The organism is Actinoallomurus rhizosphaericola (assembly GCF_024055675.1).
GTDB lineage: Bacteria > Actinomycetota > Actinomycetes > Streptosporangiales > Streptosporangiaceae > Actinoallomurus > Actinoallomurus soli.
Genome location: NZ_JAMXMW010000011.1, coordinates 55852 through 81009 on the forward strand (window position 1 = coordinate 55852; position 25158 = coordinate 81009).

General features: G+C 72.5%; 23 protein-coding genes. 9 read left to right on the plus strand and 14 right to left on the minus strand.

What is annotated here, in order from left to right; genetic code table 11:
* Positions 1-45: 45 nt before the first annotated feature.
* Both NE234_RS23855 and NE234_RS23860 read right to left on the minus strand, forming a co-directional pair.
* Positions 46-675 carry an FMN-binding negative transcriptional regulator gene (locus NE234_RS23855; protein ID WP_252782732.1) on the minus strand — a complete coding sequence of 210 codons (630 nt, stop codon included), beginning with the start codon at positions 673-675 and terminating at the stop codon, positions 46-48.
* A 17-nt stretch (positions 676-692) separates the two neighbouring features.
* Positions 693-2120, minus strand: coding sequence for an NCS2 family permease (locus NE234_RS23860; protein ID WP_252782733.1), 1428 nt, complete (start codon positions 2118-2120; stop codon positions 693-695).
* Positions 2121-2720: 600 nt separating this feature from the next.
* Here NE234_RS23860 and NE234_RS23865 point away from each other — a divergent pair.
* The 4 genes from NE234_RS23865 (at position 2721) to NE234_RS23880 (ending at position 7953) form a co-directional block, all read left to right on the plus strand.
* Positions 2721-4019: a helix-turn-helix domain-containing protein gene (locus tag NE234_RS23865; protein WP_308206918.1), complete on the plus strand. Its 1299-nt coding sequence runs from the start codon at positions 2721-2723 to the stop codon at positions 4017-4019.
* Positions 4020-4366: 347 nt separating this feature from the next.
* Positions 4367-6394, plus strand: coding sequence for a cytochrome c oxidase assembly protein (locus NE234_RS23870; RefSeq protein WP_252782735.1), 2028 nt, complete (start codon positions 4367-4369; stop codon positions 6392-6394).
* Positions 6395-6505: 111 nt separating this feature from the next.
* Positions 6506-7084: a retropepsin-like aspartic protease gene (locus NE234_RS45445; RefSeq protein ID WP_252782736.1), complete on the plus strand. Its 579-nt coding sequence runs from the start codon at positions 6506-6508 to the stop codon at positions 7082-7084.
* Between the two features lie 68 nt (positions 7085-7152).
* Positions 7153-7953 (plus strand): SDR family NAD(P)-dependent oxidoreductase, encoded by an 801-nt coding sequence (locus NE234_RS23880; protein ID WP_252782737.1) that lies wholly within the window; start codon positions 7153-7155, stop codon positions 7951-7953.
* An 89-nt stretch (positions 7954-8042) separates the two neighbouring features.
* Here the strand turns inward: NE234_RS23880 and NE234_RS23885 are convergent, their stop codons facing one another.
* The 5 genes from NE234_RS23885 to map all read right to left on the minus strand — a co-directional run bounded on the left by NE234_RS23885 (position 8043) and on the right by map (position 13458).
* On the minus strand, positions 8043-9092 hold the full coding sequence (locus NE234_RS23885) for a S1C family serine protease (protein ID WP_252782738.1): 1050 nt from the start codon (positions 9090-9092) through the stop codon (positions 8043-8045).
* Between the two features lie 190 nt (positions 9093-9282).
* Positions 9283-10020: a metal-dependent hydrolase gene (locus tag NE234_RS23890; RefSeq protein ID WP_252782739.1), complete on the minus strand. Its 738-nt coding sequence runs from the start codon at positions 10018-10020 to the stop codon at positions 9283-9285.
* Between the two features lie 179 nt (positions 10021-10199).
* Positions 10200-11453, minus strand: coding sequence for a cytochrome P450 family protein (locus NE234_RS45450; RefSeq protein WP_252782740.1), 1254 nt, complete (start codon positions 11451-11453; stop codon positions 10200-10202).
* Between the two features lie 147 nt (positions 11454-11600).
* The gene (locus NE234_RS45455; protein WP_252782741.1) at positions 11601-12578 is read right to left on the minus strand and encodes a DNA polymerase ligase N-terminal domain-containing protein; all 978 of its coding nucleotides are present in this window, start codon (positions 12576-12578) and stop codon (positions 11601-11603) included.
* A gap of 31 nt (positions 12579-12609) precedes the next feature.
* Positions 12610-13458, minus strand: coding sequence for a type I methionyl aminopeptidase (map, locus tag NE234_RS23905; protein ID WP_252782742.1), 849 nt, complete (start codon positions 13456-13458; stop codon positions 12610-12612).
* 58 nt (positions 13459-13516) lie between these two features.
* Between map and NE234_RS23910 the strand changes: the two genes are divergently transcribed.
* Complete coding sequence (locus NE234_RS23910; protein ID WP_252782743.1) at positions 13517-13693, plus strand: hypothetical protein; 177 nt, start codon at positions 13517-13519, stop codon at positions 13691-13693.
* A 14-nt stretch (positions 13694-13707) separates the two neighbouring features.
* On the opposite strand, the gene NE234_RS23915 is transcribed toward NE234_RS23910, so the two are convergent.
* Positions 13708-14292, minus strand: a complete 585-nt coding sequence (locus NE234_RS23915; protein WP_252782744.1) for a hypothetical protein — start codon at positions 14290-14292, stop codon at positions 13708-13710.
* Between the two features lie 77 nt (positions 14293-14369).
* Here NE234_RS23915 and ppgK point away from each other — a divergent pair, with 77 nt between their 5' ends.
* Genes ppgK through NE234_RS23935 form a run of 4 tightly spaced genes read left to right on the plus strand, consistent with a single transcriptional unit; the run spans position 14370 to position 17595 of the window.
* The gene (gene ppgK, locus NE234_RS23920) at positions 14370-15119 is read left to right on the plus strand and encodes a polyphosphate--glucose phosphotransferase (RefSeq protein WP_252782745.1); all 750 of its coding nucleotides are present in this window, start codon (positions 14370-14372) and stop codon (positions 15117-15119) included.
* 24 nt (positions 15120-15143) lie between these two features.
* Positions 15144-15824, plus strand: a complete 681-nt coding sequence (npdG, locus tag NE234_RS23925; RefSeq protein ID WP_252782746.1) for an NADPH-dependent F420 reductase — start codon at positions 15144-15146, stop codon at positions 15822-15824.
* Positions 15821-16783 carry a ketopantoate reductase family protein gene (locus NE234_RS23930; RefSeq protein WP_252782747.1) on the plus strand — a complete coding sequence of 321 codons (963 nt, stop codon included), beginning with the start codon at positions 15821-15823 and terminating at the stop codon, positions 16781-16783. The genes npdG and NE234_RS23930 overlap by 4 nt, the downstream gene beginning before the upstream one ends.
* The gene (locus tag NE234_RS23935) at positions 16780-17595 is read left to right on the plus strand and encodes a helical backbone metal receptor (RefSeq protein WP_252782748.1); all 816 of its coding nucleotides are present in this window, start codon (positions 16780-16782) and stop codon (positions 17593-17595) included. Before NE234_RS23930 ends, NE234_RS23935 begins: the two co-directional genes overlap by 4 nt.
* A 42-nt stretch (positions 17596-17637) precedes the next feature.
* Here the strand turns inward: NE234_RS23935 and NE234_RS23940 are convergent, their stop codons facing one another.
* The 6 genes from NE234_RS23940 to NE234_RS23965 all read right to left on the minus strand — a co-directional run bounded on the left by NE234_RS23940 (position 17638) and on the right by NE234_RS23965 (position 24994).
* Positions 17638-18507, minus strand: coding sequence for an SCO6745 family protein (locus NE234_RS23940; RefSeq protein WP_252782749.1), 870 nt, complete (start codon positions 18505-18507; stop codon positions 17638-17640).
* A 145-nt stretch (positions 18508-18652) separates the two neighbouring features.
* The gene (locus NE234_RS23945; protein WP_252782750.1) at positions 18653-19225 is read right to left on the minus strand and encodes a hypothetical protein; all 573 of its coding nucleotides are present in this window, start codon (positions 19223-19225) and stop codon (positions 18653-18655) included.
* A 126-nt stretch (positions 19226-19351) separates the two neighbouring features.
* The gene (locus NE234_RS23950; RefSeq protein WP_252782751.1) at positions 19352-20287 is read right to left on the minus strand and encodes an asparaginase domain-containing protein; all 936 of its coding nucleotides are present in this window, start codon (positions 20285-20287) and stop codon (positions 19352-19354) included.
* A 365-nt stretch (positions 20288-20652) separates the two neighbouring features.
* Positions 20653-22722, minus strand: coding sequence for an ATP-binding SpoIIE family protein phosphatase (locus NE234_RS23955; RefSeq protein WP_252782752.1), 2070 nt, complete (start codon positions 22720-22722; stop codon positions 20653-20655).
* Positions 22723-22811: 89 nt separating this feature from the next.
* A complete protein-coding gene (locus NE234_RS23960) occupies positions 22812-23420 on the minus strand; it encodes a TetR/AcrR family transcriptional regulator (RefSeq protein ID WP_252782753.1) in 609 nt (202 codons plus the stop codon).
* 14 nt (positions 23421-23434) lie between these two features.
* Complete coding sequence (locus tag NE234_RS23965; protein WP_252782754.1) at positions 23435-24994, minus strand: MFS transporter; 1560 nt, start codon at positions 24992-24994, stop codon at positions 23435-23437.
* Positions 24995-25158: the final 164 nt, after the last annotated feature.

Here is a 25158-nt window from a genome sequence, read left to right on the forward strand (position 1 = left end):
ATGACAAAGACAGAGCCGACCAGACTTCCCGGCACACCTGAGGTCCTACGTTATCGATACGCGCCGCAACAGGTGACCACGCGCCGCGAGGTCCGCGCGCCCGCCGCGCTCCTCGAGACGGGCGGCGATCGCGTACCGGTGCTCGACCTCCTTGTTGCCGCCGTACTTGAACTTGGCGCGGACGTCGGTGACGGTGAGCTCGATGCCGCGGATGCCGGGCAGCTGCCGCCGGTCCGGGTCGTCCTCGGCGGACACCGGCAGCCGTCCGGAGCCTGGCTCGAAGTGGCCGAGCTGGCGGTTCAGCAGCTCCGCCTTCTCGGCCGGGTCGTCGACGATCCGCACGTCGCAGGCGAGCTGCACGGTCGCGTAGTACGACGTCGGCACGCCGCGGCCGTCCGGCGTCGACGCGCCGGCGTTCCACTCCGACCGTACGTAGGTGTAGTCGTCGACGACGGTGAGCAGCGCACGGGGGTTCTCCTCCAGGGCCGCCCAGACCGGGTTGGGCCGGGCCAGGTGGAGCCACGCGGTCCGTACGCCGTCGAACGTGAAGTGGGTGGGCACGACGATCGGCACGTCGCGCCCGCGCCCGGCGGCGATGAGCTGACCGAAGTCGTGCTCGCCGAGCCAGGCGCGCCACTCGTCCTCGTCGGCCGCGTCCCAGGGATGGATGAGCATGGCTCCACCTCGCTCTGTCAGGAGATGCCGAAGATCTTCTCGATGACGGTGATGCCGAAGTAGGCGACGAAGACCACCGAGATCAGCCACAGCAGCCAGCCGGCCCACCGGCCGCGGGCGGTCTGGATCACGGTGTAGGCGATGACGCCCGCGCCGACGCCGTTGGTGATCGAGTAGGTGAAGGGCATCACCACGATCGCGAGGAACGCCGGGATCGCGATGTCCAGGTCGGACCAGGCGATCTTGGCGACCTGGGTCATCATCAGCGCCCCCACGATCACCAGCGCGGGCGCGGCCGCCTGCGCGGGCACGACGGCCGCGATCGGGGTGAGGAACAGCGTCAGCGCGAACAGGATGCCGGTGACGATGTTGGCCAGGCCGGTCCGGGCGCCCTCGCCGATCCCCGCGGCCGACTCGACGAACACGGTCCCCGCGGAGGAGCTGGTGAGCCCGCCGGTGATCGCGGCCAGGCCGTCCACGGCGAGGATGCGGCCCAGCTTGGGAACCCGTCCCTCCTCGTCGAGCAGTCCGGCCTCCTCGGTCAGGCCGAGGATCGTGCCCATCGCGTCGAAGAAGCCGCTCAGCACGAGGGTGAACAGCAGGACCAGCGCCGTCAGCACGCCGGCCTTGCCGAAGCCGCCGAACAGGTCGACCTTGCCGATCAGCCCGAAGTCCGGGGTCGAGACGAGCTTGGAGGGCAGCTTCGGCACGACCGTGCCCCACGCCTTGGCCGCGATCGTGGCGTTGCTGTTGATGATCACCGCCAGCACCGTCGCCACGGCGATGCTCAGCAGGATCGCCCCGGGGACGCGGCGGACGTACAGCACGATCATCAGCAGCAGGCCGATGACGAACACGAGCACGGGCCAGCCTGCCAGGTGGCCGCCGGTGCCGAGGTTCAGCGGGGTGCCGTCGCCCGGGCTGACGAAGCCGGAGTCGACCATGCCGATCAGCGCGATGAAGGCGCCGATGCCCGCGGCGATGGCGTGCTTGATGGCCAGCGGGATGGCGTTCATGATGCGTTCGCGCAGCCCGGTGACGGCCAGGACGACGATGATGACGCCCTCGAGCACCACGAGGCCCATGGCCTGGGGCCAGGTCATGTGCGGCGCGGCCTGGAAGGCGATGACCGCGTTGATGCCCAGGCCGGACGCCAGGGCCAGCGGCGCGTTGCCGACCAGGCCCATGATGATCGTGGAGATCGCCGCCGCCAGCGCGGTCATCGTCGTGAGCTGGGGGATCGACAGCTTCGCGCCGGTGACGTCCGTGGCCCCGCCGAGGATGATGGGGTTCAGCAGGATGATGTAGGCCATCGCGACGAACGTCGTGACGCCGCCGCGTACCTCGCGTGCGACCGTGCTCCGGCGCGCGGTCAGCTCGAAGAAGCGGTCGAGGGGACCTCCGGAGCGGTCGAGGGGACCTCCGGCCTCCAGCCGCGTCGTCATTCGGGGGCTCCGTTTCGCAGGACTGGGCGTACGGCCTCCGACGAATCGATCGGGCGAGGGGATCGTCAGGGTCTCGGGCCGTAAGGGGGACGGGGGAAGACTAGCCGCCCGGGCGGCGTTCCGGACCACCCGGTATCGATGTAACACATCGGTCGTATGCAGGTAACACGCCCGTCGTGCGGGGGGACGGCGGCGCGCCGGGCGGCACGTGCCGGCGGTGCAGGGGTGTGGTTCCGTGATGGATGGGTATTGGGGTGAATCGCGCTCAGGCTTTGCGGAGATCGGCCGTGAAGCGCGTGTCCGCGCGCGGCGATCCAGGCGCGGTCGGCGCCGCAGGTTTCGAAGTCCGTAAAAAGGTCTTCTGTAAGAAGACGGGGAAAACTATCCTTTCTGGTACAAGTATTGTCAGCGACGGGGGACGGCCGGCATGGGGGCGGCCGGTTCGCCGCTGATGAGAGGCGTGATCGTTGAACTGTCCTGGTTCACGGGGGAACCGCACCCGTGTCGAAGGCCGTGCCGTACGGCCCTTCGTGAGCCGCGACCCGGAGTCGACCACTCCTCCTGATTCTCTGTTGATTGTTTCGGTAAAAGTGGGTCAATGTGGACAGTCACCAATCGCTCGGGCAACGCATCCGCTGGGCACGGATGCGTAAGGGTCTTTCGCAGGCGCAACTGGCCCTCCCCGAGCTGTCCGACAGCTACGTCTCCCTGATCGAGAGCGGCAAGCGCACCCCCACCCCGGAGGTCGTACGGCTCCTGGCACGCAAGCTCGGCTGCTCGGCGTCCTACCTGTCCAGCGGCATCGACGAGGCCACGCAGGACCGGCTGCAGACGACGCTCGACGAGGCGGAGTCCGCGCTACGGGGCGGCCGGGCGGCGGAGGCGCGGGACCGCTTCGCGGAACTGCTGGCCGACCCGGCGCTGACCAGCCTCCCCGAGCCGGCGCGCCGCGCGCACTGGGGCCACGCCCTCGCCCTCGAGGCGGCCGGCGCCATCGAGGAGGCGCTGCGCGAGTTCGCCGCCCTCGGATCGACGCTGTCGCCGGAGTACGACACCGATGAGTGGATCCGGGTCAACGTCGCCGCCGCCCGCTGCCACCGGGACAACGGGAACCTGGCGGAGAGCGCGGCCGTGGCCGAGCGCGCGTTCGCGCGGGTCACCGCGAAACAGGGGCCGTGGAGCGACGAGACGGTCAAGCTCGGCGCCACCCTCGTCGGCGTCTACCTGGAACGCGGCGACCTCGTCAGCGCCCGGCAGCTGACCGAGAGGCTGGTGGAGCACGCCGAGGCGACGGGCAGCCCCGTCGCCCGGATCGCCGCCTACTGGGAGGCCGCCCTGGTGGCCCAGCACAAGGCGGACTTCGGCGCGGCCGTGACGTACGGGGAACGGGCCCTGGCCCTCCTGGGCGAGGTGGCCGACCTGCGCGACGCCAGCCGGCTGCGGGGGGAGTACGCCACCCTGATGCTGCTGGCCCGGCCGCAGGACGCGCGACGCGCCCGCGACGAGCTCGAACGCGCCCTCCACGAGCGCACCGCGACCGGGGCGGCCGACGTCGACATCGCCTGGTGCCTGACCGAGCTCTCCCGCGCGGAGCTGGCGGTGGGCGAGCCGCAGCGGGCCGCCGACCGGGCCCACGAGGCGCTGGAGCTGCTCGGCGACGAGCCCCGGCCGGCCACCGCCGGAGCCCTCATCGCGCTCGCCGAGGCGACCCTGCGGCTGGGCCGTACGGAGGAGGCCACGGCGACACTGGACCGGGCGATGACGTGCCTCCGGGGCATCGGCCCCTCCCGCGAGGCGGCGCAGGGCTGGTTCCGGCTCGCCGAGCTGCTGTCGGACGCCGGCTCCCCGCAGCAGCGGGCCGACGCGTACCGGCAGGCACTGGCCTGCGCGGGCCTCTGAGGTACCGGCAGGCGCCGGCCTGCGCGGGCCTCTGCGGTACCGGCAGGCGCTGACCTGCGCGGGCCTCTGAGAGCGGACGGCCGCCCTGCCCCATACGCCGGTCCGTATCCCCGCGACGCCCTACGGTGAATAAGCTGAGGGGGTCCGGAGAGCGATCCCGGCGAGCGGGCGGGCGGCCGAGGAGGCCGCGTGCCGGTCACGTCGTGCCGGGAGCGATCCGGGATACCTTCCGATCCGGAGAGACCACCGCCTCGCCATGATGAACATCCCGCCCGCGCACCGCTCCGGTGCCGCCGCCCACGCCGGTGCGCCGAGCGCAGCCGTCCTCCTCTCGCGGTCGGTCTCCCGTGCGTAGTCACCGGCCGTACGCCGTCGCGGTGCTCGTCGGGCTCACGAGCCTCGCCGCCCTCCTGATCGCGCTGGTCGCCGGCGGTGCGGTCCGCGAGAAGGTGATCAGCGGGCTGGCCGACGCGGGCACGCTGACCCGCTGGGGCCTGCCGGTCGCCCGCCTGGCCATGGACCTCGGCGGCGCGCTCACCGTGGGGACCCTGCTGTTCGCCGTGACGATGCTGCCCTCGGCGAAGGGCGTCATGGACCCCCAGGCCGTGCGCTACATCCGCGCCACGTCCTGGATCGCCGCGGTCTGGGCGGCCGGCGCCGCCGCGACCCTGCTCTTCACCGTCTCCGACGTCCTCGGCGAGCCGGTCGGGAAGGTGGCCGGCGGCAACGAGCTGTCCAGCTACGTCGGCCAGCTGCCCCAGGGCACCGCGTTGATGATCGTGGTCCTGCTGACCGCGATGATCGCCCTGCTGACCCGGACCGCGGCCACGCTCGGCGGTGCGGCGGGACTGCTCGTCGTCGCCCTCGTCGCGCTGCTGCCGCCGCCGCTCACCGGCCATTCGGCGACCTCGCCCAACCACGAACTGGCGATCAGCGGGCTGGCGATGCACGTCGTCGCGCTCGCGCCCTGGGTGGGCGGCCTGCTGGTGCTCACCTGGCACGCCGTTCACGACGGCGACCATCTCGGCGTGGCCGCACACCGCTTCAGCCGGATGGCGCTGTGGTGCTTCATCGCGGTCGGCGTCAGCGGTGTCGCGAACGCCGTCTCCCGGCTGCCCGACCCCGCCCAGCTGTTCAGCAGCGACTACGGCCGGCTGGTCCTGGTCAAGATGGTGCTGTTCGTCCTCCTCGGCGTCGCCGGGTGGCTGCACCGCGAGCGCACGCTGCCCGCCGTCATGGCGCACAACCCCAAGGGCTACACGCGACCGCCGGTCGGCCGCCCGCCGTGGCCCCTGGTGCGCCTCCTCGCCGCCGAGGCCTTCGTGATGGCCGCCACGATGGGCGTCGCGGTCGCGCTCGCCCGCACCGCCCCTCCGGCGCCGTCCGCCGAGGAGTCGCCGATCCGCAGCCTGCTCGGCTTCGACATGCCGCCGCCGGTCACCCTCGGCCGGCTGGCGACGATGTGGCGGCCGGACCTGTTCTTCGGGGCCCTCGTCGTGGTGATGGGCGGCCTGTACCTCGCCGGGGTCACGCGGCTGCGCCGGCGCGGCGACCGGTGGCCGGTGGGCCGGACCGTCTCCTGGTTCGTCGGCCTGGCCACCGTGGTCGCGGTGACGATGACCGGCGCCGCGACCTACGCGCCGGTGCTGTTCAGCGTGCACATGGTGCAGCACATGACGCTGTCCATGCTCACCCCGATCTTCCTCGTGCTGGGCGCTCCGGTGACGCTCGCGCTGCGCGCGCTGAAGCCGGCCGCGGTCCGCGGCGACCGGGGTCCGCGCGAGTGGCTCGCGGCGATCCTGAAGAGCCGGGGGGCCAAGTTCATCGGCCATCCGGCCGTCGCCACGGTCATCTTCATGGGCAGCACGTACGTGCTGTACTTCACGCCGCTGTTCGGCTACCTCATGCGCGCCCACGTCGGCCACCTGGCGATGCTCGTCCACTTCATGGCCGCGGGCAGCCTCTTCTTCTGGGTGCTCATCGGGGTCGACCCGACGCCGCGCCGGCTGCCGTACATCGCCCGGATCCTCCTGCTGTTCGTCACCATGCCGTTCCATGCCTTCTTCGGCATCGCGCTGATGGAGCTCGGCAAGCCCATCGCGGAGGGCTGGTACAACTCGCTGCACCGGTCGTGGGGGCCGTCGATCCTCGTCGACCAGCAGACCGGCGGCGGGATCGCGTGGGCGTTCGGGGAGATTCCGACGTTCATCGTGCTGCTCGCGATCGTGTTCCAGTGGTTCGTGGCGGACCAGCGCGTGGCACGCCGCCAGGAGCGCCGCGCCGACCGGGCGGCGGCGCGCAAGGAGGACGACGAGCTGGCCGACTACAACGCCTACCTGGCGTCACTGGACAAGCGGGCGCACAGCCAGGAGTGACCGTTTCGCCCGGCGCGCGTCCGTGCCGCCGGGCGTTCGATCCGGCCGGCCGGCCTGCCCGCCTGGCGGCTGCCACGGTTAGCCGGCCTGCCTGCGGGAACGTCCGTCCGTGTGTCCCGCACGATGATCACCAGGCTGCTGTTGGCGGCCCTGCTGCCGCTTGCCGCCGGTTGCGCCGAGACACGCGCCCGGCCGGCCGCCGACCTCACCGTCGGAACGCCCGCCGGGTCCGCCCGCATGCGGACGTCTCCGGTGCGGTCGGCGCCCGTCTCTCCCGGCGTGCCCGACCCGTTCGAGACCGGCAAGAGCTTCTCGCTGCCGATGCGAGTGATCCACAGCGGTGACGGCACCCTCCTCTTCGTCCCGGTGCGGGTCAACGGCACGGGCCCGTACGACTTCGTCCTGGACACGGGATCGTCCAACTCCTCCGTCGATCGCAGCCTCGTCCGGCGGCTGCGGCTGCCGCGCACGGGACAGGAGCACCGCGTCCAGGGGGTGACGGGCAGCGGACTGGTTCCGATCGTCAAGATACGGCGCTGGACGATCGGCGGCGTTCCGCTGCGGGCGACGTCGCTGGCGGTGGTCGACCTCGGCATGGGCGTCGCCGGCCTGCTCGGCTCGGACGAGCTCCGGCACTTCAGCAGCGTCACCCTCGACTTCCAGCACGACCGCATCGACTTCCGGCGTTAGGTGGTGGCCGCGATACCAGGTCGGGCGAGACCTGGCACCGCACCGCCGCCGCGTACCAGGATCGGATCATGACCACCGTACTGATCACCGGATCCACCGCCGGGGTGGGACGGTATCTCGCCGGCCGCCTGGCCGAGCGGGGGATGACCGTTCTGCTGCACGGCCGTGACCAGGGCAAACTGGACAAGCTCGCCGCGGAGACCGGCGGCCGGCCGTACCTCGCCGACCTGTCCTCACTGGCGGAGGTGCGGGACCTGGCGGCCCGGGTCCGCGCCGACCTCGCCGCGGAGGAGGCCGGGCACCCGGAGGGCGCCCGGCTGGACGTCCTGATCAACAACGCCGGCGTCGGCAGCGCCGGGGGCCGCCGGATCACCACGGACGGCCACGAATTGCACTGGGCCGTCAACTACCTCGCGCCCGTCCTCCTCACTCGTCTGCTGCTGCCGGCGCTCGGCCCGGGCTCCCGGATCGTCAACGAGGGCTCGCTCGGCCAGGACGTCATCGACTTCGACGACCTCACGATGGAACGCCGGTACACCGGGACCCTGGCCTACTGCCGCAGCAAACTCGCGCTCGCGGCGTGGAGCTTCGACCTGGCCGCGGAGCTGGACGGCATCGCGGTCAACTGCGTCCACCCGGCGACCTACATGGACACCGCCATGGTCCGGGAGGCGGGCATCACCCCGTGGTCGACGGTGGAGGAGGGCGGTGACGCGGTCCTGCGGCTGGTCACCGACGAGACCGGGACGGGCCTGTTCTTCGACGGCATGACGCGGTCCACGGCGCACCGGGACGCGTACGACCCGAGCGTCCGCCGCCGGCTGCGCGAGGTCACCGACCACGCGCTGGCGGCGGTCGACCGGCCCTGAACGTACGGGCGGAGTGCGAGGCCGGCTGATCCGGACGGTGCGGGGGCACGGCGGAACCCGTCGCCGGCGCCGGGCGTGGCCGCGTCCGGTCAGCCGGGCAGCTCGCCGAGCGTGATCCGGGCGGTGGTCTTGGTGCCGTCGGGGTGCTGGACCACGATCGGGACGACCTGCCCGGGCTTGAGGACGGCGAGGACGTCGGACAGGTCCGAGGTGCTCGGCGTCTTGGTGCCGTTGAGCGACACGATGATGTCGTTGGTGCGGATCCCGGCCTTGTCGGCGGGACCGTCCCTCGTCACCGACACCACGCCGACGCCGACGACGTTGCCCGACAGGTCGGCGACGTCCCGGACGGTCACGCCCAGCGCCGCCCTGCCGGAGTTGGTCACCCGGCCCGACTTGATCAGCTGATCGGCGATCAGCTTGACCGTGTTGCTCGGGATCGCGAATCCGATCCCGGCGGCCGCGCCGCCGATCTGCGGGTCGGTGGCGGCCAGCGCCGGGATGCCGATGACCTCGTTCTGCAGCGTCACGAGCGCGCCACCGCTGTTGCCGGGGTTGATGGGCGCGCTGGTCTGCACGGCCCCGGCGATGGTCGCGCCGGGGAACGCCCCCTCGCGCTGGGAGGAGACCGTACGGCCCACCGCGGAGATGATGCCGCTCGTCACGCTGCCCGACAGGCCGAGCGGGTTGCCCATCGCCAGCACGATCTCGCCCACCGCCACCCGGCTGGAGTCGCCGAACCGCGCGGGCCGCAGCGACGCGCCGTTCACCCGGACGACCGCCAGGTCGTCCGGGGCGTACTGGCCGACGAGCGTCGCGGGAAGCGCCTTCTTCCCCGTCGCCGTCGTCACCGTGAACCGGTTGGCCCCGGCCACGACGTGGGCGTTGGTGATGATGTCACCCTTGTTGTCGTAGACGACCCCGGAACCGAGCCCGGTGTCGGTGTCGATCTGCACGACCGAGGGCAGGACCGTCTTGACGACCCGCTCGTAGTCCTGCTCCAGCCGCAGCCCGGCGGCCTGGCCCGGCGGCCCGGGCGGCGTCGTGGTCGCGGCCGTGTTCGTCTTGTTCGCGTCGCCGCCTCCGCACCCGGCGACCAGGACGAGCGCGGTGATCATGGTGACGCCCCATCGCGTCATGTGTCCCACACCACTGCTCTTCCCAGCCGGTCGGCGGGTGAAGCGGCACGGCGCCCCGAGGTCCGTCATGTCTCCGCCGGGCCGGGGGACGGCCCGCCCGCCGGGCCGGCGGAGGGCCGAGGCGGACGGGCCCGGGGAGGGCTCGGGCCGGGTGGCCGCGCGGGCCGGGTGGCCGCGCGGGCCGGCGAGGTCAGCCGCCGTTGTGCTCGAGCCAGTGCGCCGCGAAGGACCCGGCCGAGGAACGGACGCCGAGGATGACGATGCCGAGCGTGAGCAGGGGCGTGACCACCCACTTCTCCACCGTGCCGTTGGTGCTGCCCACCAGCGGGATCGCGAGGCGCCAGGGGACCGGCCAGAAGACGGGGCAGCCCTGCGGCGTGATGCCGTCGGTGACGACGTGCGCGAGGCAGCCGAGACCCACGGCGAACCCGGCCCACCCCAGCGTGAACCCGTGCGTGCCGAGGCCGGGCCCGGCGAAGTGCATGCCCGCCATGAGGAAGGTCAGGCCGCCGGCGATGGCGGCGTTGAGCAGCGCGTCGAAGTGCTCACGTTCCGGGACGCGGATTCCGATCCCCCGGAGTCCGAGGCCGATGATCAGGAACAGCATCACCCACCACGCCTGGACCAGGTGCTCCGACAGCCAGTCGGCGCCGAGGGCCATGCCGATGCAGAACAGCAGCGAGTGGGTCGCGTGCCGGTGCCCGCCCGACACGACCGCGATGCCCTTGCACAGGGCGCGGGTGACCGGCCCGAACGTGTTGGCGATCGTGCCGTCGTGATGGTCGAGGTCGGGCAGCAGCGCCGCTCCGGCGCAGACGACCGCTCCGGCCGCCATCTGACCGGGGGTCATCCGCATCCCGTAGTCGGCCAGGAACGGCACGGTCCCGAGCCAGGCCGCCGCCCCCGCCAGCGCATGCGTATGGCCCATCATGTGAAGATCACCCGCTTTGTTGCCACGCGCGGACTGTAGCCCGCTTCGGGATTAACGGACGCGCGACGCGCCGGTGCGGTTCCCGCGATCGACGCGAATCCGACCGCCGCCTGAGAGGCCCATGACCCCGTACCCGGAAGGGCCCGGGCACGGGATCGATCCGTGCGGATCACGTGTCAGGCGGGCTCGGGCGCCGGCCGCCCGGCGGGCCGGTCCTCGATCCGCCCGAGGCGCACCGGCAGCGCCATGGGCCCGTGGGTGATGAGGGACGGCGTGTACGGGATGGCGGCGGGGTCCACCGCGAGGCCGAGTTCCGGGAATCGGCCGAACAGCGCCCGCAGGGCGATGCGCGCCTCCAGCCGGGCCAGCGGCGCCCCGATGCAGAAGTGCGGGCCGTGGCCGAACGCCAGGTGCCCGGTCTGCTCACGGGTGATGTCGAACCGGCCGGCGTCGTCGCCGTACCGCGCGGCGTCGGTGCCCAGGTGCGCGTAGCTCACCCAGAGCGCCTCACCGGCGGGGATGTCGACCCCTTCCACGGTCGCGTCCGTCACGGTGTACCGGAAGGGCGATCCGATCACGGAACTGCGGTACCGCAGGGTCTCCTCCACGACCTCCGGCCACAGGTCACGGGAGACGGCCAGCGCCCGCTGCTCCGGGTGGGCGCACAGCGCCACGATCGCGTTGCCCAGCAGGTGGACGGTGGTCTCGTGGCCCGCGATGAGCATCACCCACAGGGCGCTGACCAGCTCGCCGTCCGACAGGCGGTCCTCTTCGTCGTGCGCCCGTACGAGGCCGGTGGTCAGGTCGTCGCCCGGTTGCCGGCGCTTGAGCTCCACCAGCGCGGCGAGGTAGGAGAGCAGCTCCCCGTGGGCCGTGGCCGCCTCCTCGCCCGTGCTCGTGTGCGAGAGGATCGCGACGGTCCAGCCGCGCAGCCGGGCGCGGTCCGGGACGGGCACGCCGTACAGGTCGCAGATGACCGACATCGGCAGCGGTTCGTTGAACGCCGCCACCAGGTCGACCCCGTCACCCGCCTCCGCGATCTCCTCGATGAGCGCGGCGGTGATCTCGGCGATCCGCGGGGCCAGCGCCTCGACCCGCGCGGCGGTGAAGGCCCGCGCGATCAGGCCCCGCAGCCGCCGGTGGTCGGCGCCGTCCTTCACCTGCAGGTGGTCCCCGGAGACGAGCGGCAGCATCGGCCAGTCCGGCGGTACCGCGCCGTCGCGGAGGGCGTTCCAGTGCCGGGGGTCACGGGAGAACACCTTGTTGTCCCGCGCGAGGAGGTCCGCGACCCCGGCGTAACTGTTGACCGCCCACGCCGCCACGCCGCCGGGAAGCTCGATGGGGACGACCGGGCCGGCCTGCCGGAGGCGGTCGTAGGTGTCGAGGATCGGCTCTCCCGGCATGGGGAAGAGAAAGCGGGAACCGCTCACGGAATGCCTCCAGACGCGTGCGTACGACCCGCCGTAGCGTAGAGAGCCGCCGACCCGGAGGTGCGGCGCTCTCCGATCTTCCTCAGAATCGCCGTCGAGGCGGAGGTATCGCGTCCTCGGGCCCGGTCCGGGAGACGGTTCGGGAGGTCACGGCCCCGGGACCGGGATGAGACGCCAGTCGGCCTTCTCCTGCCGGTAGGGGGCGTCGAGACGCTTGGCGACCACGCCCGGCAGCCCCTGCTCGCGCGCCGCCGCGCGTACCGCCTCGCCGTCGTCGAAGCAGGGCGCCGTCTGCCAGCGCGGCCCGGCGAGGCCGAGTCCGTCGAGCAGCTCCCGCCGCCGCCGGTACGGCTCGTCGAGGAGCGTGCGACCGTCCAGATGGAGCAGGTCGAAGACCATGTACGTCTCGCCGCCGTCCACGCCGGCGAGCTCGCCGTCGAGGACGACCCGGTGGGCGGAGATCGTCTCCCCGAGGCCGGACGGGGCCTTGGCGGACCTCCCGTCGCCGTCCTGGGCGCGCATCGTGCCGCGGTCGGAGAAGACGATCAGCCGGCGGCCGCCCCAGGCGAACTCGAAACCGTACGCGTCCGCGCGCCGGGGGAGGCGCTCCCGCCGCTCCGGGCGTACGGGGTCGACGCGCTCGGGCATCGGCGCCGCGTCCGGGTCGACCGGCGGATCCATCCGGTGGATCATCCAGTTCTGACCGTGGGTCGGGAACAGGACGTACCGGCCCGAGACGCGACTCCCGTGCAGGACCACCTTGACCTCGCGGTCGGTCCACTTCTCCGTCTCGTACGTGCCACGGTCCCAGATGGTGACCTGGCCGCCGCCGTACTCGCCCTTCGGGATCTCCCCGGCGAAGGACGCGTACTCCAGCGGATGGTCCTCGGTGTGCACCGCGAGGTGGTTCGTCCGCGGATCGTCCGGCAGGCCCTTGGGCAGCGCCCAGGAGACGAGCACCCCGTCGCGTTCGAGTCGGAAGTCCCAGTGCAGCCGCCGCGCGTGGTGCTCCTGGACGACGAACGTGTCGTCCTCGCCGTGCGGGAGCGGCCCCTCGCCGGGGACCGGCTCCGGCGTGCGGCTCGCGTCGCGCTTCTGGCGGTACGTCCCGAGTCTGTCGGCCACGGCGCGGTACGTACCCGCGAGGAGGTCTATCTCACGGGAGAGTGAGGATCTCCGTGCCGGAGTCCGTGACGAGGATCGTGTGCTCGAACTGCGCGGTGCGCTTGCGGTCCTTGGTGACGACCGTCCACTTGTCCGGCCAGATCTCGTAGTCGATCGTGCCGAGCGTAAGCATCGGCTCGATCGTGAACGTCATGCCCGGCTCGATCACGGTCGTCGCGTGCGGGTCGTCGTAGTGCGGCACGATCAGCCCGGAGTGGAACGTCGTGCCGATGCCGTGCCCGGTGAAGTCGCGCACCACGCCGTAGCCGAACCTCTTGGCGTAGGACTCGATGACCCGGCCGATGACGTTCAGCTGCCGGCCCGGGCGGACCGCCTTGATGCCGCGCATCATCGCCTCGTGCGTGCGCTCCACGAGCAGGCGGGACTCCTCGTCCACCTCGCCGACCAGGAACGTCGCGTCCGTGTCGCCGTGCACGCCGTCCTTGAACGCGGTGATGTCGATGTTGATGATGTCGCCCTCGCGGACGACCGTGTCATCGGGGATGCCGTGGCAGATCACCTCGTTCAGCGAGGTGCACAGCGACTTGGGGAACCCGCGGTACCCCAGCGTCGAGGGGTATGCGCCGTGGTCGAGCATGAACTCGTGCCCGATCCGGTCCAGCTCGTCGGTCGTGACACCCGGCCGGATCTGCTTGCCGACCTCCTCCAGCGCCTGCGCGGCGATCCGCCCGGCCACCCGCATCTTCTCGATGATCTCGGGAGTCTTGACGTCCGGCTCTCCGGTCCGCGGCGTCTTCTTGCCGACGTACTCCGGCCGGGGGATCTCCGCCGGCACCTTGCGCATCGGGGAAACGTGACCGGGCTGGAGTTGCGTCGTCATGCTGTTGGAGTGTAGTCAGCCAGCCGGGGCACAGATGACACCATGATCGGAGGTCGCGATGAGTGACGAGGGCAAGTGGTTCTTCTGTCTCAAGCACCAGCGGGTCGAGCACGGGCCCGGCTGCCCGGACCGGGACCGGATGGGTCCCTACGCCAGTGAGGACGAGGCGGCTCACGCCCTGCAGCGGGCCGCCGAGCGCAACGAGCAGTGGCGCCGCCAGGACGACGACTTCTAGGACCGTCCCGGCCGTCAGGGGACGGTGGGGCCGCTGATGGTCTCCAGGAGGCGGGCCAGGCGGAGGCGCAGGCCGCGTTTGAGCTGGGGCTCTCCGGCGGCGGCGCTGACGAGGTGCTGGGCGGCGTCGAACGACACGAGCCGGTCGTCGGCCGGCACCGTCAGCGCCTCGTGCGCGAGGCCCTCCAGCTCGCGGTCGCCCGTGTCGACCGCGAGGATCGTCGCGCCGACGCGGCGCGCGTCGTCCACCCGCTCCAGCAGCGGCGCGGGCGACTCGTCCTCCTCGGACACGACGATGAGCGTCTCGCCGCGCCGGGCCGCCTCCAGGCGCTCCAGCCCGACCCGCAGGTGCGGCGGAGCGCCCGGCGGGGGCTCCCAGCGCACCAGCGTCGGCGTCAGCTCGGGTAGGCCGCCGAGCCGGCTCTCGTCGTCCAGGTGCGCGGCCAGGTGCCACGGCTCGTCGTCGGGCGGGCCGAAGACGAGCAGGCCGCCCGGCGTCCGGGCGGACGAGCGCAGCGCCCGGGCGAACTCCCGCGTCCGCTCCGGCCAGCCGGTCGTCGCGAGCAGCTCTCGCAGAGCCGCCACCTGACTCGCGTCCATGGCGTCCATCGTGCCGCACGGATCGTGAGATCACGTGCACTTTGTTAGGTGTCGGCGATCTCAGGTAGGTATTGCCCATGGAGATTCTGGGGGTCGACATCGGCGGGTCCGGCATCAAGGGCGCGCCGGTCGACGTGGACAGGGGCGAGTTCACCCGCGACCGGCTGCGCCTTCCCACTCCGGACGGCGCGCAGCCCCGGGACGTGGCGGGGGTCGTCGCGCAGATCGTCTCGCACTTCCGCTGGACGGGGCCGGTGGGCGTGACCTTCCCGGGCGTGGTCGTCGACGGCGTCGTCCGTACGGCGGCCAACCTCGGCGACGCCTGGATCGACCTGGCCGCGCGCGACCTGTTCGCGGAGGCGAGCGGGGTGCCCGTGACGCTGCTCAATGACGCCGACGCGGCGGGAGTCGCGGAGATGACCTTCGGCGTGGGGCGCGGCCGGCCGGGCACGGTGCTCATGCTCACGCTCGGCACCGGGGTCGGCAGCGCCCTGTTCCTCGACGGCAGGCTCGTGCCGAACACCGAGCTCGGGCACATCGAGATCCGCGGCAAGGACGCCGAGCGACGCGCCTCCGCGCACGCCCGTGAGGTCCACGACTGGAGCTGGCACGACTGGGCCAAGCGGCTGGGGGAGTACCTCCAGCGGATCGAGGACCTGCTGTGGCCGTCGCTGATCATCCTGGGCGGCGGCGTCAGCAAGAAGGCCGATCACTTCGTGCCCCTGCTGAAGGACGTCCGGACCCCGGTCGTCCCGGCCGAGCTGCACAACGACGCGGGCATCATCGGCGCCGCCATGGCCGCGGTACCCGGCGCGGGACGGTCCTGAGGACGCCTGGCAGGATCGTCCACTATGAGCACTCAGCACGCGGAGCTGCCCGACGTCAGCGGTCTGTCCATCGGCATCCTGGGCGGCACCGGCGACCAGGGGAAGGGATTGGCGCGCCGGTTCGCCCTCGCCGGCCACGAGGTGATCATCGGGTCGCGTAAGGCCGAACGCGCCCAGCAGGCCGCCGAGAGCCTCGGGCACGGCCTGACCGTCCGGGGCGCGGAGAACGCCGCCGTCGCCCGCGAGGCCGACCTCGTCATCGTGGCCGTGCCGTACGACGGCCACAAGGCTCTCCTGGAGTCCCTCCGCGAGGAACTGGCCGGCAAGATCGTGGTCGACTGCGTCAACCCGCTCGGCTTCGACAAGCGGGGCGCCTACGCGCTGCCCGTCGAGGAGGGCAGCGCCGCCCAGCAGGCCGCGGCCGCCCTGCCCGACAGCACCGTGGTCGCGGCCTTCCACCACGTCTCGGCCGTGACGCTCCTCGACCCGGCCGTCGAGGAGGTCGACCTCGACGTCCTCGTCCTGGGCGACGACCGGGAGGCCACGAACACCGTGCAGGCCCTCGCCGGCCGGATCGGCGGCGTGCGCGGTGTCTACGGCGGGCGGCTCCGCAACGCCTGCCAGGTCGAGGCGCTGACCGCCAACCTGATCTCCATCAACCGGCGCTACAAGGCCCACGCGGGCCTGCGGGTCACCGACGTATGAGATTCGTCGTCTACGGCGCGGGCGCGGTCGGCGGCGTCATCGGAGCCCGGCTCTTCCAGCACGGGCACGACGTGACGCTCATCGCCCGCGGCGCACACTACGAGGCCCTACGCGACCGGGGACTGCGCCTCGACACCCCGGACGAGAGCGTCACCCTGCCGGTCCCGGTGGCCGACCGGCCGTCGAAGGTGACCTTCCGGCCCGATGACGTCGTCCTGCTGGCGATGAAGACGCAGGACACCCTGCCGGCGCTGGCCGAGCTGGCGGCCGTCGCACCGCCGGACGTCGCCGTCGCCTGCGCCCAGAACGGCGTGGAGAACGAACGCCTCGCCCTCCGGCGGTTCCCCCGCGTGTACGGCGTCTGCGTCCTGCTGCCGTCGGCGTTCCTCGAACCCGGCGTCGTCGAGGCCTACGCCGTCGCCAAAACGGGCGGCCTGGACGTCGGCCGGTATCCCGGGGGCGTGGACGGCACGGCGGAGTCCCTCGCGGCGGCCTTCGCGGGCGCGACCTTCGTGTCAGAGGCACGGCCGGACGTCATGCGCTACAAGTACGGCAAACTTCTGATGAACCTGGGCAACGCCGTCGAGGCGGTCATCGGGCCCGGCGAGCGGGGCGCGGACATCGCCCGCCTCGCCCGGGACGAGGGCGAGGCGTGCCTGCGAGCGGCGGGCATCGACGTGCTCGGCGGCGGAGGCTTGCCGTTCCAGACCCGACCGATCCGCGGGCGCGAGCGCGGCGGCGGCTCGTCCTACCAGAGCCTGCGCCGGGGGACCGGCACCATCGAGGCCGACTACCTGAACGGTGAGATCGTCCTCCTGGGCCGAGAACACGGCGTGCCGACCCCGGTCAACGACCTGCTGCGGCGGCTGGCGAACCGGATGGCCCACGAGGGCCTGCAACCCGGCCTGATGACGCCGGAGGAGTTCCTGGCCGCACTGGACGGGCCCGCGCCGGAATGACCGCACGGCCGCGCGGCGCCCCGGTCCGAGCGGACGACCTCGGCGTCCCGTTCGATCCCGTTCGGGACGTCCGCCGCGTGGTGTCCCTCGTGCCGTCCCTCACCGAGGCGATCGCGCGTACGGCCCCGGGCCTGCTGGTGGGCGCCACCGACTGGTGCGTGCAGCCGCCCGGCCTCGGGGTCGCGCGCGTCGGCGGCACGAAGAACCCCGACGTGGGCCGCGTCGTCGAACTCGCCCCGGACCTGGTCGTGGCCAACTTCGAGGAGAACCGCCCGGCCGACCTCGACGCGCTGCGCGCGGCCGGGGTGCCCGTCTGGGTGACCGTGATCCGTACGCTCCCGGAGGCGCTGACGAGCCTCGAACGGATGCTCGCCGCGTGCGGCCAGGACCCGCCCGGGTGGCTCGCCGACGCCCGTACGATGTGGGCGGACGCCCTCGGCCCGCCCCCGCCGCCCGAGGTGACGGCGGTGGTCCCGATCTGGCGGCGGCCCTGGATGGTGCTCGGCCGGGACACCTTCGCCGGCGACCTCCTCGCGCGGCTCGGCGTCGCCAACCTGTACGCCCACGCCGACGAGCGGTATCCGAAGGTCACCGTCGCGGAGATGCTGGGCCGGCGGCCGGACCTGGTCGTCCTGCCGGACGAGCCCTATGCCTTCTCCGCGGCCGACGGGCCCGAGATGTTCCCCGGCGTTCCGGTGGCGCTGGTGAGCGGCCGGCACCTGGAGTGGTACGGGCCGTCGCTCACCGAGGCGCGGCGAGTCCTCGGCGCGACGCTGCCGCGCTCCGGCCCCGCCTCCAGTCCACGGCCATGATCGTACGGGCGGCGGCGAGCGGCATCAGCCTCGCCTCGGACCTCAGCCCTTGCCGAAATGGGCTGCGGGGAAGGCGCCCGCTGCTCTGAGGGCGGTGGTGAAGCGGCCGGCCAGTTCGGTGAGACGGGCGGTGGCATCCGGGCCGAGGTGGTCGTAGGGCGCGGCGTCGAGGCGGTCGGTGAGGGCCTCGACCTCACCCCGCAGGGCTGCGCCGGATCCGGTGAGGTCGCCGGCCTCGTCCAGCAGGCCGCGTTCGCGCAACCGGTCGCGGGCGGTGGTCCACTGCAGGGCGGACCAGCCGCGGGTCCGCATGAACAGCGCCGACGTCGGCGCCTTGCCGGTGGCGTTATGCAGGACCAGCGCCTCGATTCCGGACAGGCCGGCGATCGCCAGGGCGGCGAGGTGACCGTCGCCCCGGTGCTCGCGTAGCAGCGTCGCGGCGTGCCACAGGGCCAGGTGCGGTGCCTCGGGCACCGGGAGGTCGGCGTTGGCTGAGTAGAGCGGCCGGGCCTCTCGACGGCACCCTTGGGCGGCGCGCAGCGCCAGCTCGGCCGCCTCGGCCATCTCCGGGGAAGTGAGGGTCTCCTCCCCGAGCAGCCGCCGCAGTGTTCGGTCCGCGCCGCGCAGCCGGGCCGCCAGCACGGATTCCGGGGTGGTGACGGTCCACGCGGCGGGGATGTACCGCCGCACATGCTCGTGGTTGAAGTTGTAGAACGTGGCCGTGACGGCACCCGCGTCGACCATCCCGAGCGGGGCCGCGCGGCCCGCGTAGTAGGTCATGGGCCCGCGCTCCAGGCCGAGCGCCGCGATCTCGTTCTGGTGCTCCGGCGCGAAGTACACACACGAGTGGAGGGGAGCGAGGACGTCGTGGCAGCGGCGGCCTGCGCTCTCGCGGACGACCGCCAGGCTCACGTCCTGTTCTCCGGCGGGGTCCTGTGGTCGGAGGGGGCCATCGGGGGCGCGGTCCCCCCGCGTGATCGCGTCCCGAAGGCGTGCATGGACCTGATCGGAGAGCATTCCCGATGCGGGCGAGGTGCCGGATGTCTGACTCATGGCCTCAATGATAGGCGATGTCATCGATTATCGGCTCAATAATCGATTTTCGTGCCGCACTCCGGCCCCGCCTCCAGTCCACGGCCATGATCGTCCGGGCGGCGGCGAGCGGCATCAGCCCGGCGCACACCTTCTTCCGCAGCGCGTTCTCGACCTCGTCCTTGTCGGCGGCGGTGCCCCCGCCGGCGTCGTAACGGGGCTCCGGCCACAGGTTGCGCGGATCGCGCGGCGCCCCGCCGAGCTCCAGCGGGATGAGGTGGTCCTCCTCGTAGTCCGCCGGGTTCGTGTCGGCGTAGCCGTACTCGGCGATCTGCCGCACCTTGAGCGCGTTCGTGTACGCGACCGGCGGCCGTACGGTCCTGGTCCACCCGGCCACGCAGATCGTGGAGCCGATGGTCTCCTGCGTGACGTCCGGGTTGACCGCCCCGGGCTGACAGGCCGGATCGGGCAGCGGCAGGTACGCCTGAGAACAGGTCCCCCGGGCGGTGCCCCTGGCGGGGGCGGCCACGGCGGTGGGAACGGCGGTCGCGCCGAGGGCGGCGGTCGCGGACAGGGCGATGACGAAGACACGCGGCATGGGAGTGCCCTTCGGAAGGCGGGGGTTCGCCCCGCCATCCGGGCACTCGTCCCTGACGGCTCGGACCGGTCGTCGGCTGTGGCGTTACGGGGGAGCGGAGATCACTTACCCACGCCCGGACGATCTTCAAAACGCGGCCGGTGGAGGGGGCGTGGCGGTGCTTCCCTCCAGCGCGGCGAAGGCGGTCAGCACGGCGGCACGGTCGTGGCCGGCGTCCAGCAGGAGATGCATGAGGACGCGCGCCTTCAGCGGGTCGAGGCGGGTGACCGCCAGGCCGGCGGGCGGCGCGGCGGGGGAGTGCAGGACGACCGGGATCCGGGCGGCCGCCTCGGAGACGGCCGGAAGGAGCGCGGCGAGAGCGGCCTGCCCCGCGCGGGTGGCCACGATCAGTCCGTCACAGTCGGCGGCGAGCGTCCGCAGCAACCGGCCGTCGTCGCCGAGCGCCACGACGTGGAGCCCGACGCGCGGCGGCCGTCCCGCGAAGGGGCCGCGCACCGTGAACCTCTCGGGCGGACGCCCCAGCAGCCGCGGGATCCCGCCGATCACCTGGCCCAGCGGCCCCGCGCCCGGCGAGGCGAACGCCGGAGCCGCGATCCCGGTCGCCGTGACGTGGCGGGCCGCGTGGATCTCCCCGTGCGCCACGACCGCGCAGCCGAGCCACTGCGGCCCGGCGGCCGCGACCGCGATGGCGTCCGCGAGGTCGGCCGGACTGCCCGAGGCGGCGACGAAGACGACGCGCGCGTCTCCCTCATGGAGGAGTTCCAGCGCCCAGGCGGTCTCGGCGAGCGTCTCCGCGGGATGCACGATCACGGCGCCGATCGCCCCGTCGCCGATCGCCCGGCCGACCGCACGGGCCAGTTCGCCGACCCCGGCGAAGGTGGAGACGGGACCGGCGGCCGGGCGGCGCTCCACCCTGACCCCGTTCGGCGGCGACGGCGTGGCACCGGTGACCGGCGCGGGTCCCTCGGGCGCGAAGACGACGACGAGGCGGGGCGGGGCCTCCGGCCGGGCGCCGGACGGGCCGTCGCCGGTCTCCTCCCCGGCCGGGCCCGTGCCGGTCACGGGGGGAACCGAGGGCGTGGTCGCCGGCGAGGCGGCGCCACCGGGGGACGCCGGCTCGGCCTCTGATTCGCGCCTCGGTAGCGTGACCTGCCACGACGGCGGAATCGGCCACGGCGGCGGGCTCAGGGAGGCGGTCATTCTCGGCACCCTTCAGGCGTCACGCGGCGCCGACGGCGTCCGCCTCATGATCACACGACGGACGAAACCTAATGCATCGCGATCCTTCGCGGGGTGACTTGTCGCGAATAGGAGAGGCCGAACCCGGCCCCGCGCCGAGTGGCGCTGACAGCGCGCCGTGATCCCTGGCGGGTAGTGCGTTCTATCGGCGGCACCCGCCAGGGATCACGGCGACGGACTCCTTCCGGTCAGGTGGGGAGGTGGTGGGCCTCGCCGGGCCAGGCGCCGTCGACGTCGTCCTCCTGGCCGGGCAGCTCCAGCTCGCACCAGACGACCTTGCCGTCACCCGAGGGACGGGCGCCCCAGCGTTTGGCGAGCCGGTGCACGACCTGAAGGCCGCGGCCGCCCTCGTCGTCGTCGGCGGCCTGACGGGCCCGGGGGAGCGCGTCGGAGTCGTCCCGCACCTCACAGACCAGCGTTCGGTCGCGCAGCAGCCGCAGCTCGATGTCGCCCGAGGCGTAGCGCAGCGCGTTCGTCACGAGCTCCGACACCGCGAGTTCGGTGCTGAAGGACAGCTCCGCGCAGTCCCAGCGTTCGAGCGTCTCGCGGACACGGACCCGGGCCTCCCGTACCGCGGACGGCAGGGCGGGCAGCCGCCAGGAGACGACATGGCCGGCGGGCAGGCGGCGCAGGCGGGCGATGAGCACGGCGATGTCGTCGCGGTCGTGGTCGGCGTAGGCGCTGTCGAGGGTGGCCTTGGCCAGCTCCTCCAGCGGCCGGAACAGCGCGTCGGCGCCGAACAGCCCCTGCAGGCGGGACAGGCCGTCGTCGATGTCCTGGCCGCGGTTCTCCACGAGCCCGTCGGTGTAGAGGACGAGGACGCTGCCGTCCCCGATGGTGAACGTGCGCGTCTCGATCATCCCTTCGCCGACGCCGAGCGGCGGGGCGGGCGGGACGTCGAGGAACTCGCTGGTGCCATTGGGGCGCAGCAGCAACGGCGGCAGGTGCCCCGCCGAGGCGATCTCGCAGGTGCCGTCGGTCGCGTCGTACACGGCGTACACGCAGGTGGCGAAGGCGGGCTCCCGCTCGCCGATCTCGCGCATCAGCGCGTCGAGCTGCTGCAGGCCGTCCGCGGGGGAGAGCTCGAGGTTGACGATGGTCCGCAGGGCGGTGCGCAGCCGGCCCATCGTCACGGCGGCGCGCACGCCATGACCGGCGACGTCGCCGACGATGAGGGCGACGCGGCCGCCGGGCAGCGCGATCGACTCGTACCAGTCGCCGCCGACCTCGATCAGCTGGTTGCCCGGCAGGTAGCGGTGCCGGACCGCGACGCTGGACGGCGCGGTCAGGCCGGTGGGCAGCATGCTGCGCTGGAGGGTGAGCGCGGTCGCGCGTTCGCGGCTGTAGTGGCGGGCGTTGTCGATGTAGAGCGCGGCGCGGGCGGCGAACTCCATCCCGAGCTCGACGTCGTACGCGTCGAACGCCCGGTGGGCCGAGTTGCGCGTGCAGACGACGAACCCCAGCGTCGTGCCCCGCGCGATGAGCGGCAGCACGACCATGGAGGTGTCGGCGAGGAGCCGGGCGACGGGCTTGCGCCGCCACAGCCGGGCCGTCCGCTTGGCGACCTTCCCGTCGAGGTGGGGCACCAGCACCGGCTCGCCGGTGGCCATGCAGCGGGTGTACGGGGTGTCGGGCGGGTAGGTGAGGACCTCGCCGGTCGGGAAGGCGGCGTTCCATCGGGGGTCGGACTCGTCGGAGGCGAGCGCGACCCGGCGCAGCACCGTGGTGCCGTCCGCCGCGATCGAGGGCTGCTCGTCGGCGGCGACGATGGCCTCCTGGATGAGGACGCCGGCCGAGTTGCAGAAGTGGGGGACGACGACGTCGACGAGCTCGCGGGCCATCTGGTCGAGGTCGAGCGTGGCGCCGATCCGTACGAGCGCGTCGTCCAGCATCGCCCGGCGCATCAGGGCCGGGTCGGTGAAGCGTTCGAGGTCCGTGACGGCGACCCGGATCATCATCAGGTCGACGGGGTCGGCGGCGGTCGTGTGCATCGGCTGGACGGTGACGACGGCGTTGGGCGCGGGGCCGTCCGTGGCGCACAGGCCGAGGACGGCCGTCCGTTCGTGGCGGTCGGCGAGGGCGTCGAGGAGCCCGGCCAGGGCCTCCTTGCTCTCCTCGGTGAACAGGCCGGTCACGTCCGTGCCGACGACCTCCTCCGGGGAGCGGCCCAGCACGCCGGAGGAGTTCTGCCCGCACTGGAGGACCTGGCCGCCCCGGCCGATGCCGAGCACCAGGGTCCTCGCCGAAGAATCGGCCATCCGCCGGAGTCCTTCCTGTGGACCGTCTTCCCCCGGAGTAAAAGTATGACCAAAGCCGCTCCGAGGAGGAAGATCATTGCCGCGCAGGTTCAGCGTGGCGCGAGACCCGTCAGGAGGGCGTCGACGACCCGCTCCGGGAAGTCCTCCGGAACCGGGCCCGCGTCGGCGGCCCGCGTCCGGTGGGTGATCGCCCCCGTGAGCATCCACAGGGTCAGCTCGACGTCCAGGTCGGGCCGCAGATCGCCGGAGGCGGCGCCCCGCCGCAGCACCTCCCGCATGACCTCGCGCCGGGGCTCCATGATCTCTCGGGTGAACCGGTCCATCAGCTCCGGATAGCGTTCGGCGCTGCCGAGGACGCTCCAGTAGCAGTCCACCCGTTTCTTGTCGCTCTTGTCGGCGACGAAGGCCCGGGCCAGGGCGATCAGGTCCTCGCGGACCGACTCGCCGCGCGGCTCGGGCAGCGGCTCCTTCAACGCGGCGAGCGCGTCGATGATGAGCGCCTCCTTGTTGGGCCACCGGCGGTAGATCGTCGTCTTGCCGACGCCCGCCCGCGCGGCCACCGCCTCGATGGAGACGCCCGCCACCCCGCCCTCCTCGGCGAGGAGGTCCAGGGTGGCGTCGACGATCGCCTTGTCCGCGCGCTCGCTGCGCGGCCGCCCGGGCGGCCGCGCGGAGCACGGTTCAGTGGTGTGCGTCATGACGCTTCACCGTCTCACACCTCGACGGCTTCGCGCTGTTCGACCTGGGGAATGTCGGGCGCGGCCGCCGGCCGGCCCGGCATCCACTTCAGGACGACGAGCGCTCCGAGGAAGGCCACCGCGGCGGAGACGGCGGAGGTGATGTGCATCGCGTGGACGAACGAGTCGTGCGCCGGCGGGAGGAGCGCCCGGCCCGCCGTTCCGAGCTTCTCCGCCACCCCGGTGGTGGCGCCGATGTCCGACCCGGCGACGGAGCGCAGCCCCTGGGGCAGCCCGGTCAGGTGCGGCTTCATACCGCTCCGGTAGATCGAGGCGACCAGGGAGCCCAGCAGGGCGGTGCCGAGCGCGACCGAGACCTGACGGGCGATGTTGTTGATGGCCGAGCCGGACCCGGCCTGCTCCCGCGGCAGCACCGACATGACGGCGGTGGTGGCCGGGGTCATCACCAGGGCCATGCCCGCGCCCTGCACGAAGAACGTGATCTCCAGGGTCCAGATCGGGTTGTGCACCGCGGCGAAGTGGTAGCTGAGCAGGGCGAGCGCGACCATCGTCAACCCGGTCGCGGCGACCGGCCGCGCGCCGAACCGGGCGACGAGCCCGGCGCTGCGCGGGGAGAAGATCATCTGGCCGGCGGCCAGCGGCAGCGTGAGCAGGCCCGCCTGGAGCGGGGTGTAGCCGCGGACGTCCTGCAGGTACAGCGAGATGAACAGGAAGACGCCGCCCAGCGCGAAGAACACCAGGGCGATGGCGCCGACGGACGCCGACAGCCGGCCGTCGCGGAACAGCCGCACGTTGAGGGACGGGTGCTCGATCCGCGACTCGTACCAGACGAACACCGCGAGCAGCACCACTCCGGCGAGCACGGAGCCGTACACGGTCGGCGCGGTCACGGTCGCCTTGTCGCCGCCCTCGATGATCCCGTAGGTGAGCAGGATCAGGCCGGCGATCGACAGGAGCACGCCACCGAAGTCGATCTTCGCGCGGATCGGGTTCCGGGACTCGGGGACGAGGAGCGCGATACCGATCACGCCGGCGATGACGACCGGGACGTTGATGAGGAAGACCGAGCCCCACCAGAAGTGGTCGAGGAGCAGGCCGCCGGTGATGGGGCCGATGGCGACGCCGATGCCGACGGCGCCGGCCCACAGGCCGATGGCGCGGGCGCGCTCGTGCGGTTCGAAGACGTTCGTGATGATCGACAGGGTCTGCGGCATGACCGCCGCGCCGCCGAAGCCCATCGCCGCGCGGGCGAGGATCAGCTGGTCGGGGGTCTGTGCCAGCGAGGACAGCAGCGAGGCCAGGCCGAACAGCGTCATGCCGATCATCAGCATGCGCTTGCGGCCGATCCGGTCGCCGAGCACTCCGAACGTGAACAGCAGGCCGGCGAACACGAGCGTGTAGGAGTTGATGGCCCACTCGAGCTGGCCCTGGGTGGCGCCGAGGCCGTCGCGCGGGTCCGCGATCGTCTTCAGGGCGACGTTGAGGATCGTGTTGTCGAGCACGATGACGAGCAGGCTGACGATGAGGACGCCGAGGATGCTCCAGCGTCTCCTCTGAATGGTCTGGGGATCCATGAGGCCCTTCGAAGAGGAATAGATACGAGTCCGTGTCGTTTCTTAACAAGCACAGCCTAGGACGGATTGTTCCGATACGCAACCGTACCGTTTCGAAACCCGAGGGGAAGGTCCGGGCTGTACGACTTGTTGACCTCGTGGGATCATCGATCTCGTCCGGGGAC

Bases quoted from the DNA above. Each gene is read 5' to 3' on its own strand.
- NE234_RS23885 (WP_252782738.1), bottom strand. From the start codon at position 9,092: ATGACGCGATGGGGCGTCACCATGATCACCGCGCTCGTCCTGGTCGCC.
- NE234_RS23965 (WP_252782754.1), bottom strand. From the start codon at position 24,994: ATGGATCCCCAGACCATTCAGAGGAGACGCTGGAGCATCCTCGGCGTC.
- NE234_RS23955 (WP_252782752.1), bottom strand. From the start codon at position 22,722: ATGGCCGATTCTTCGGCGAGGACCCTGGTGCTCGGCATCGGCCGGGGC.
- NE234_RS23860 (WP_252782733.1), bottom strand. From the start codon at position 2,120: ATGACGACGCGGCTGGAGGCCGGAGGTCCCCTCGACCGCTCCGGAGGT.
- npdG (WP_252782746.1), top strand. From the start codon at position 15,144: ATGAGCACTCAGCACGCGGAGCTGCCCGACGTCAGCGGTCTGTCCATC.
- ppgK (WP_252782745.1), top strand. From the start codon at position 14,370: ATGGAGATTCTGGGGGTCGACATCGGCGGGTCCGGCATCAAGGGCGCG.
- NE234_RS23910 (WP_252782743.1), top strand. From the start codon at position 13,517: ATGAGTGACGAGGGCAAGTGGTTCTTCTGTCTCAAGCACCAGCGGGTC.
- NE234_RS23960 (WP_252782753.1), bottom strand. From the start codon at position 23,420: ATGACGCACACCACTGAACCGTGCTCCGCGCGGCCGCCCGGGCGGCCG.
- NE234_RS23915 (WP_252782744.1), bottom strand. From the start codon at position 14,292: ATGGACGCGAGTCAGGTGGCGGCTCTGCGAGAGCTGCTCGCGACGACC.
- NE234_RS23935 (WP_252782748.1), top strand. From the start codon at position 16,780: ATGACCGCACGGCCGCGCGGCGCCCCGGTCCGAGCGGACGACCTCGGC.
- NE234_RS23855 (WP_252782732.1), bottom strand. From the start codon at position 675: ATGCTCATCCATCCCTGGGACGCGGCCGACGAGGACGAGTGGCGCGCC.
- NE234_RS23930 (WP_252782747.1), top strand. From the start codon at position 15,821: ATGAGATTCGTCGTCTACGGCGCGGGCGCGGTCGGCGGCGTCATCGGA.
- NE234_RS23880 (WP_252782737.1), top strand. From the start codon at position 7,153: ATGACCACCGTACTGATCACCGGATCCACCGCCGGGGTGGGACGGTAT.
- NE234_RS23945 (WP_252782750.1), bottom strand. From the start codon at position 19,225: ATGCCGCGTGTCTTCGTCATCGCCCTGTCCGCGACCGCCGCCCTCGGC.
- NE234_RS23890 (WP_252782739.1), bottom strand. From the start codon at position 10,020: ATGGGCCATACGCATGCGCTGGCGGGGGCGGCGGCCTGGCTCGGGACC.
- map (WP_252782742.1), bottom strand. From the start codon at position 13,458: ATGACGACGCAACTCCAGCCCGGTCACGTTTCCCCGATGCGCAAGGTG.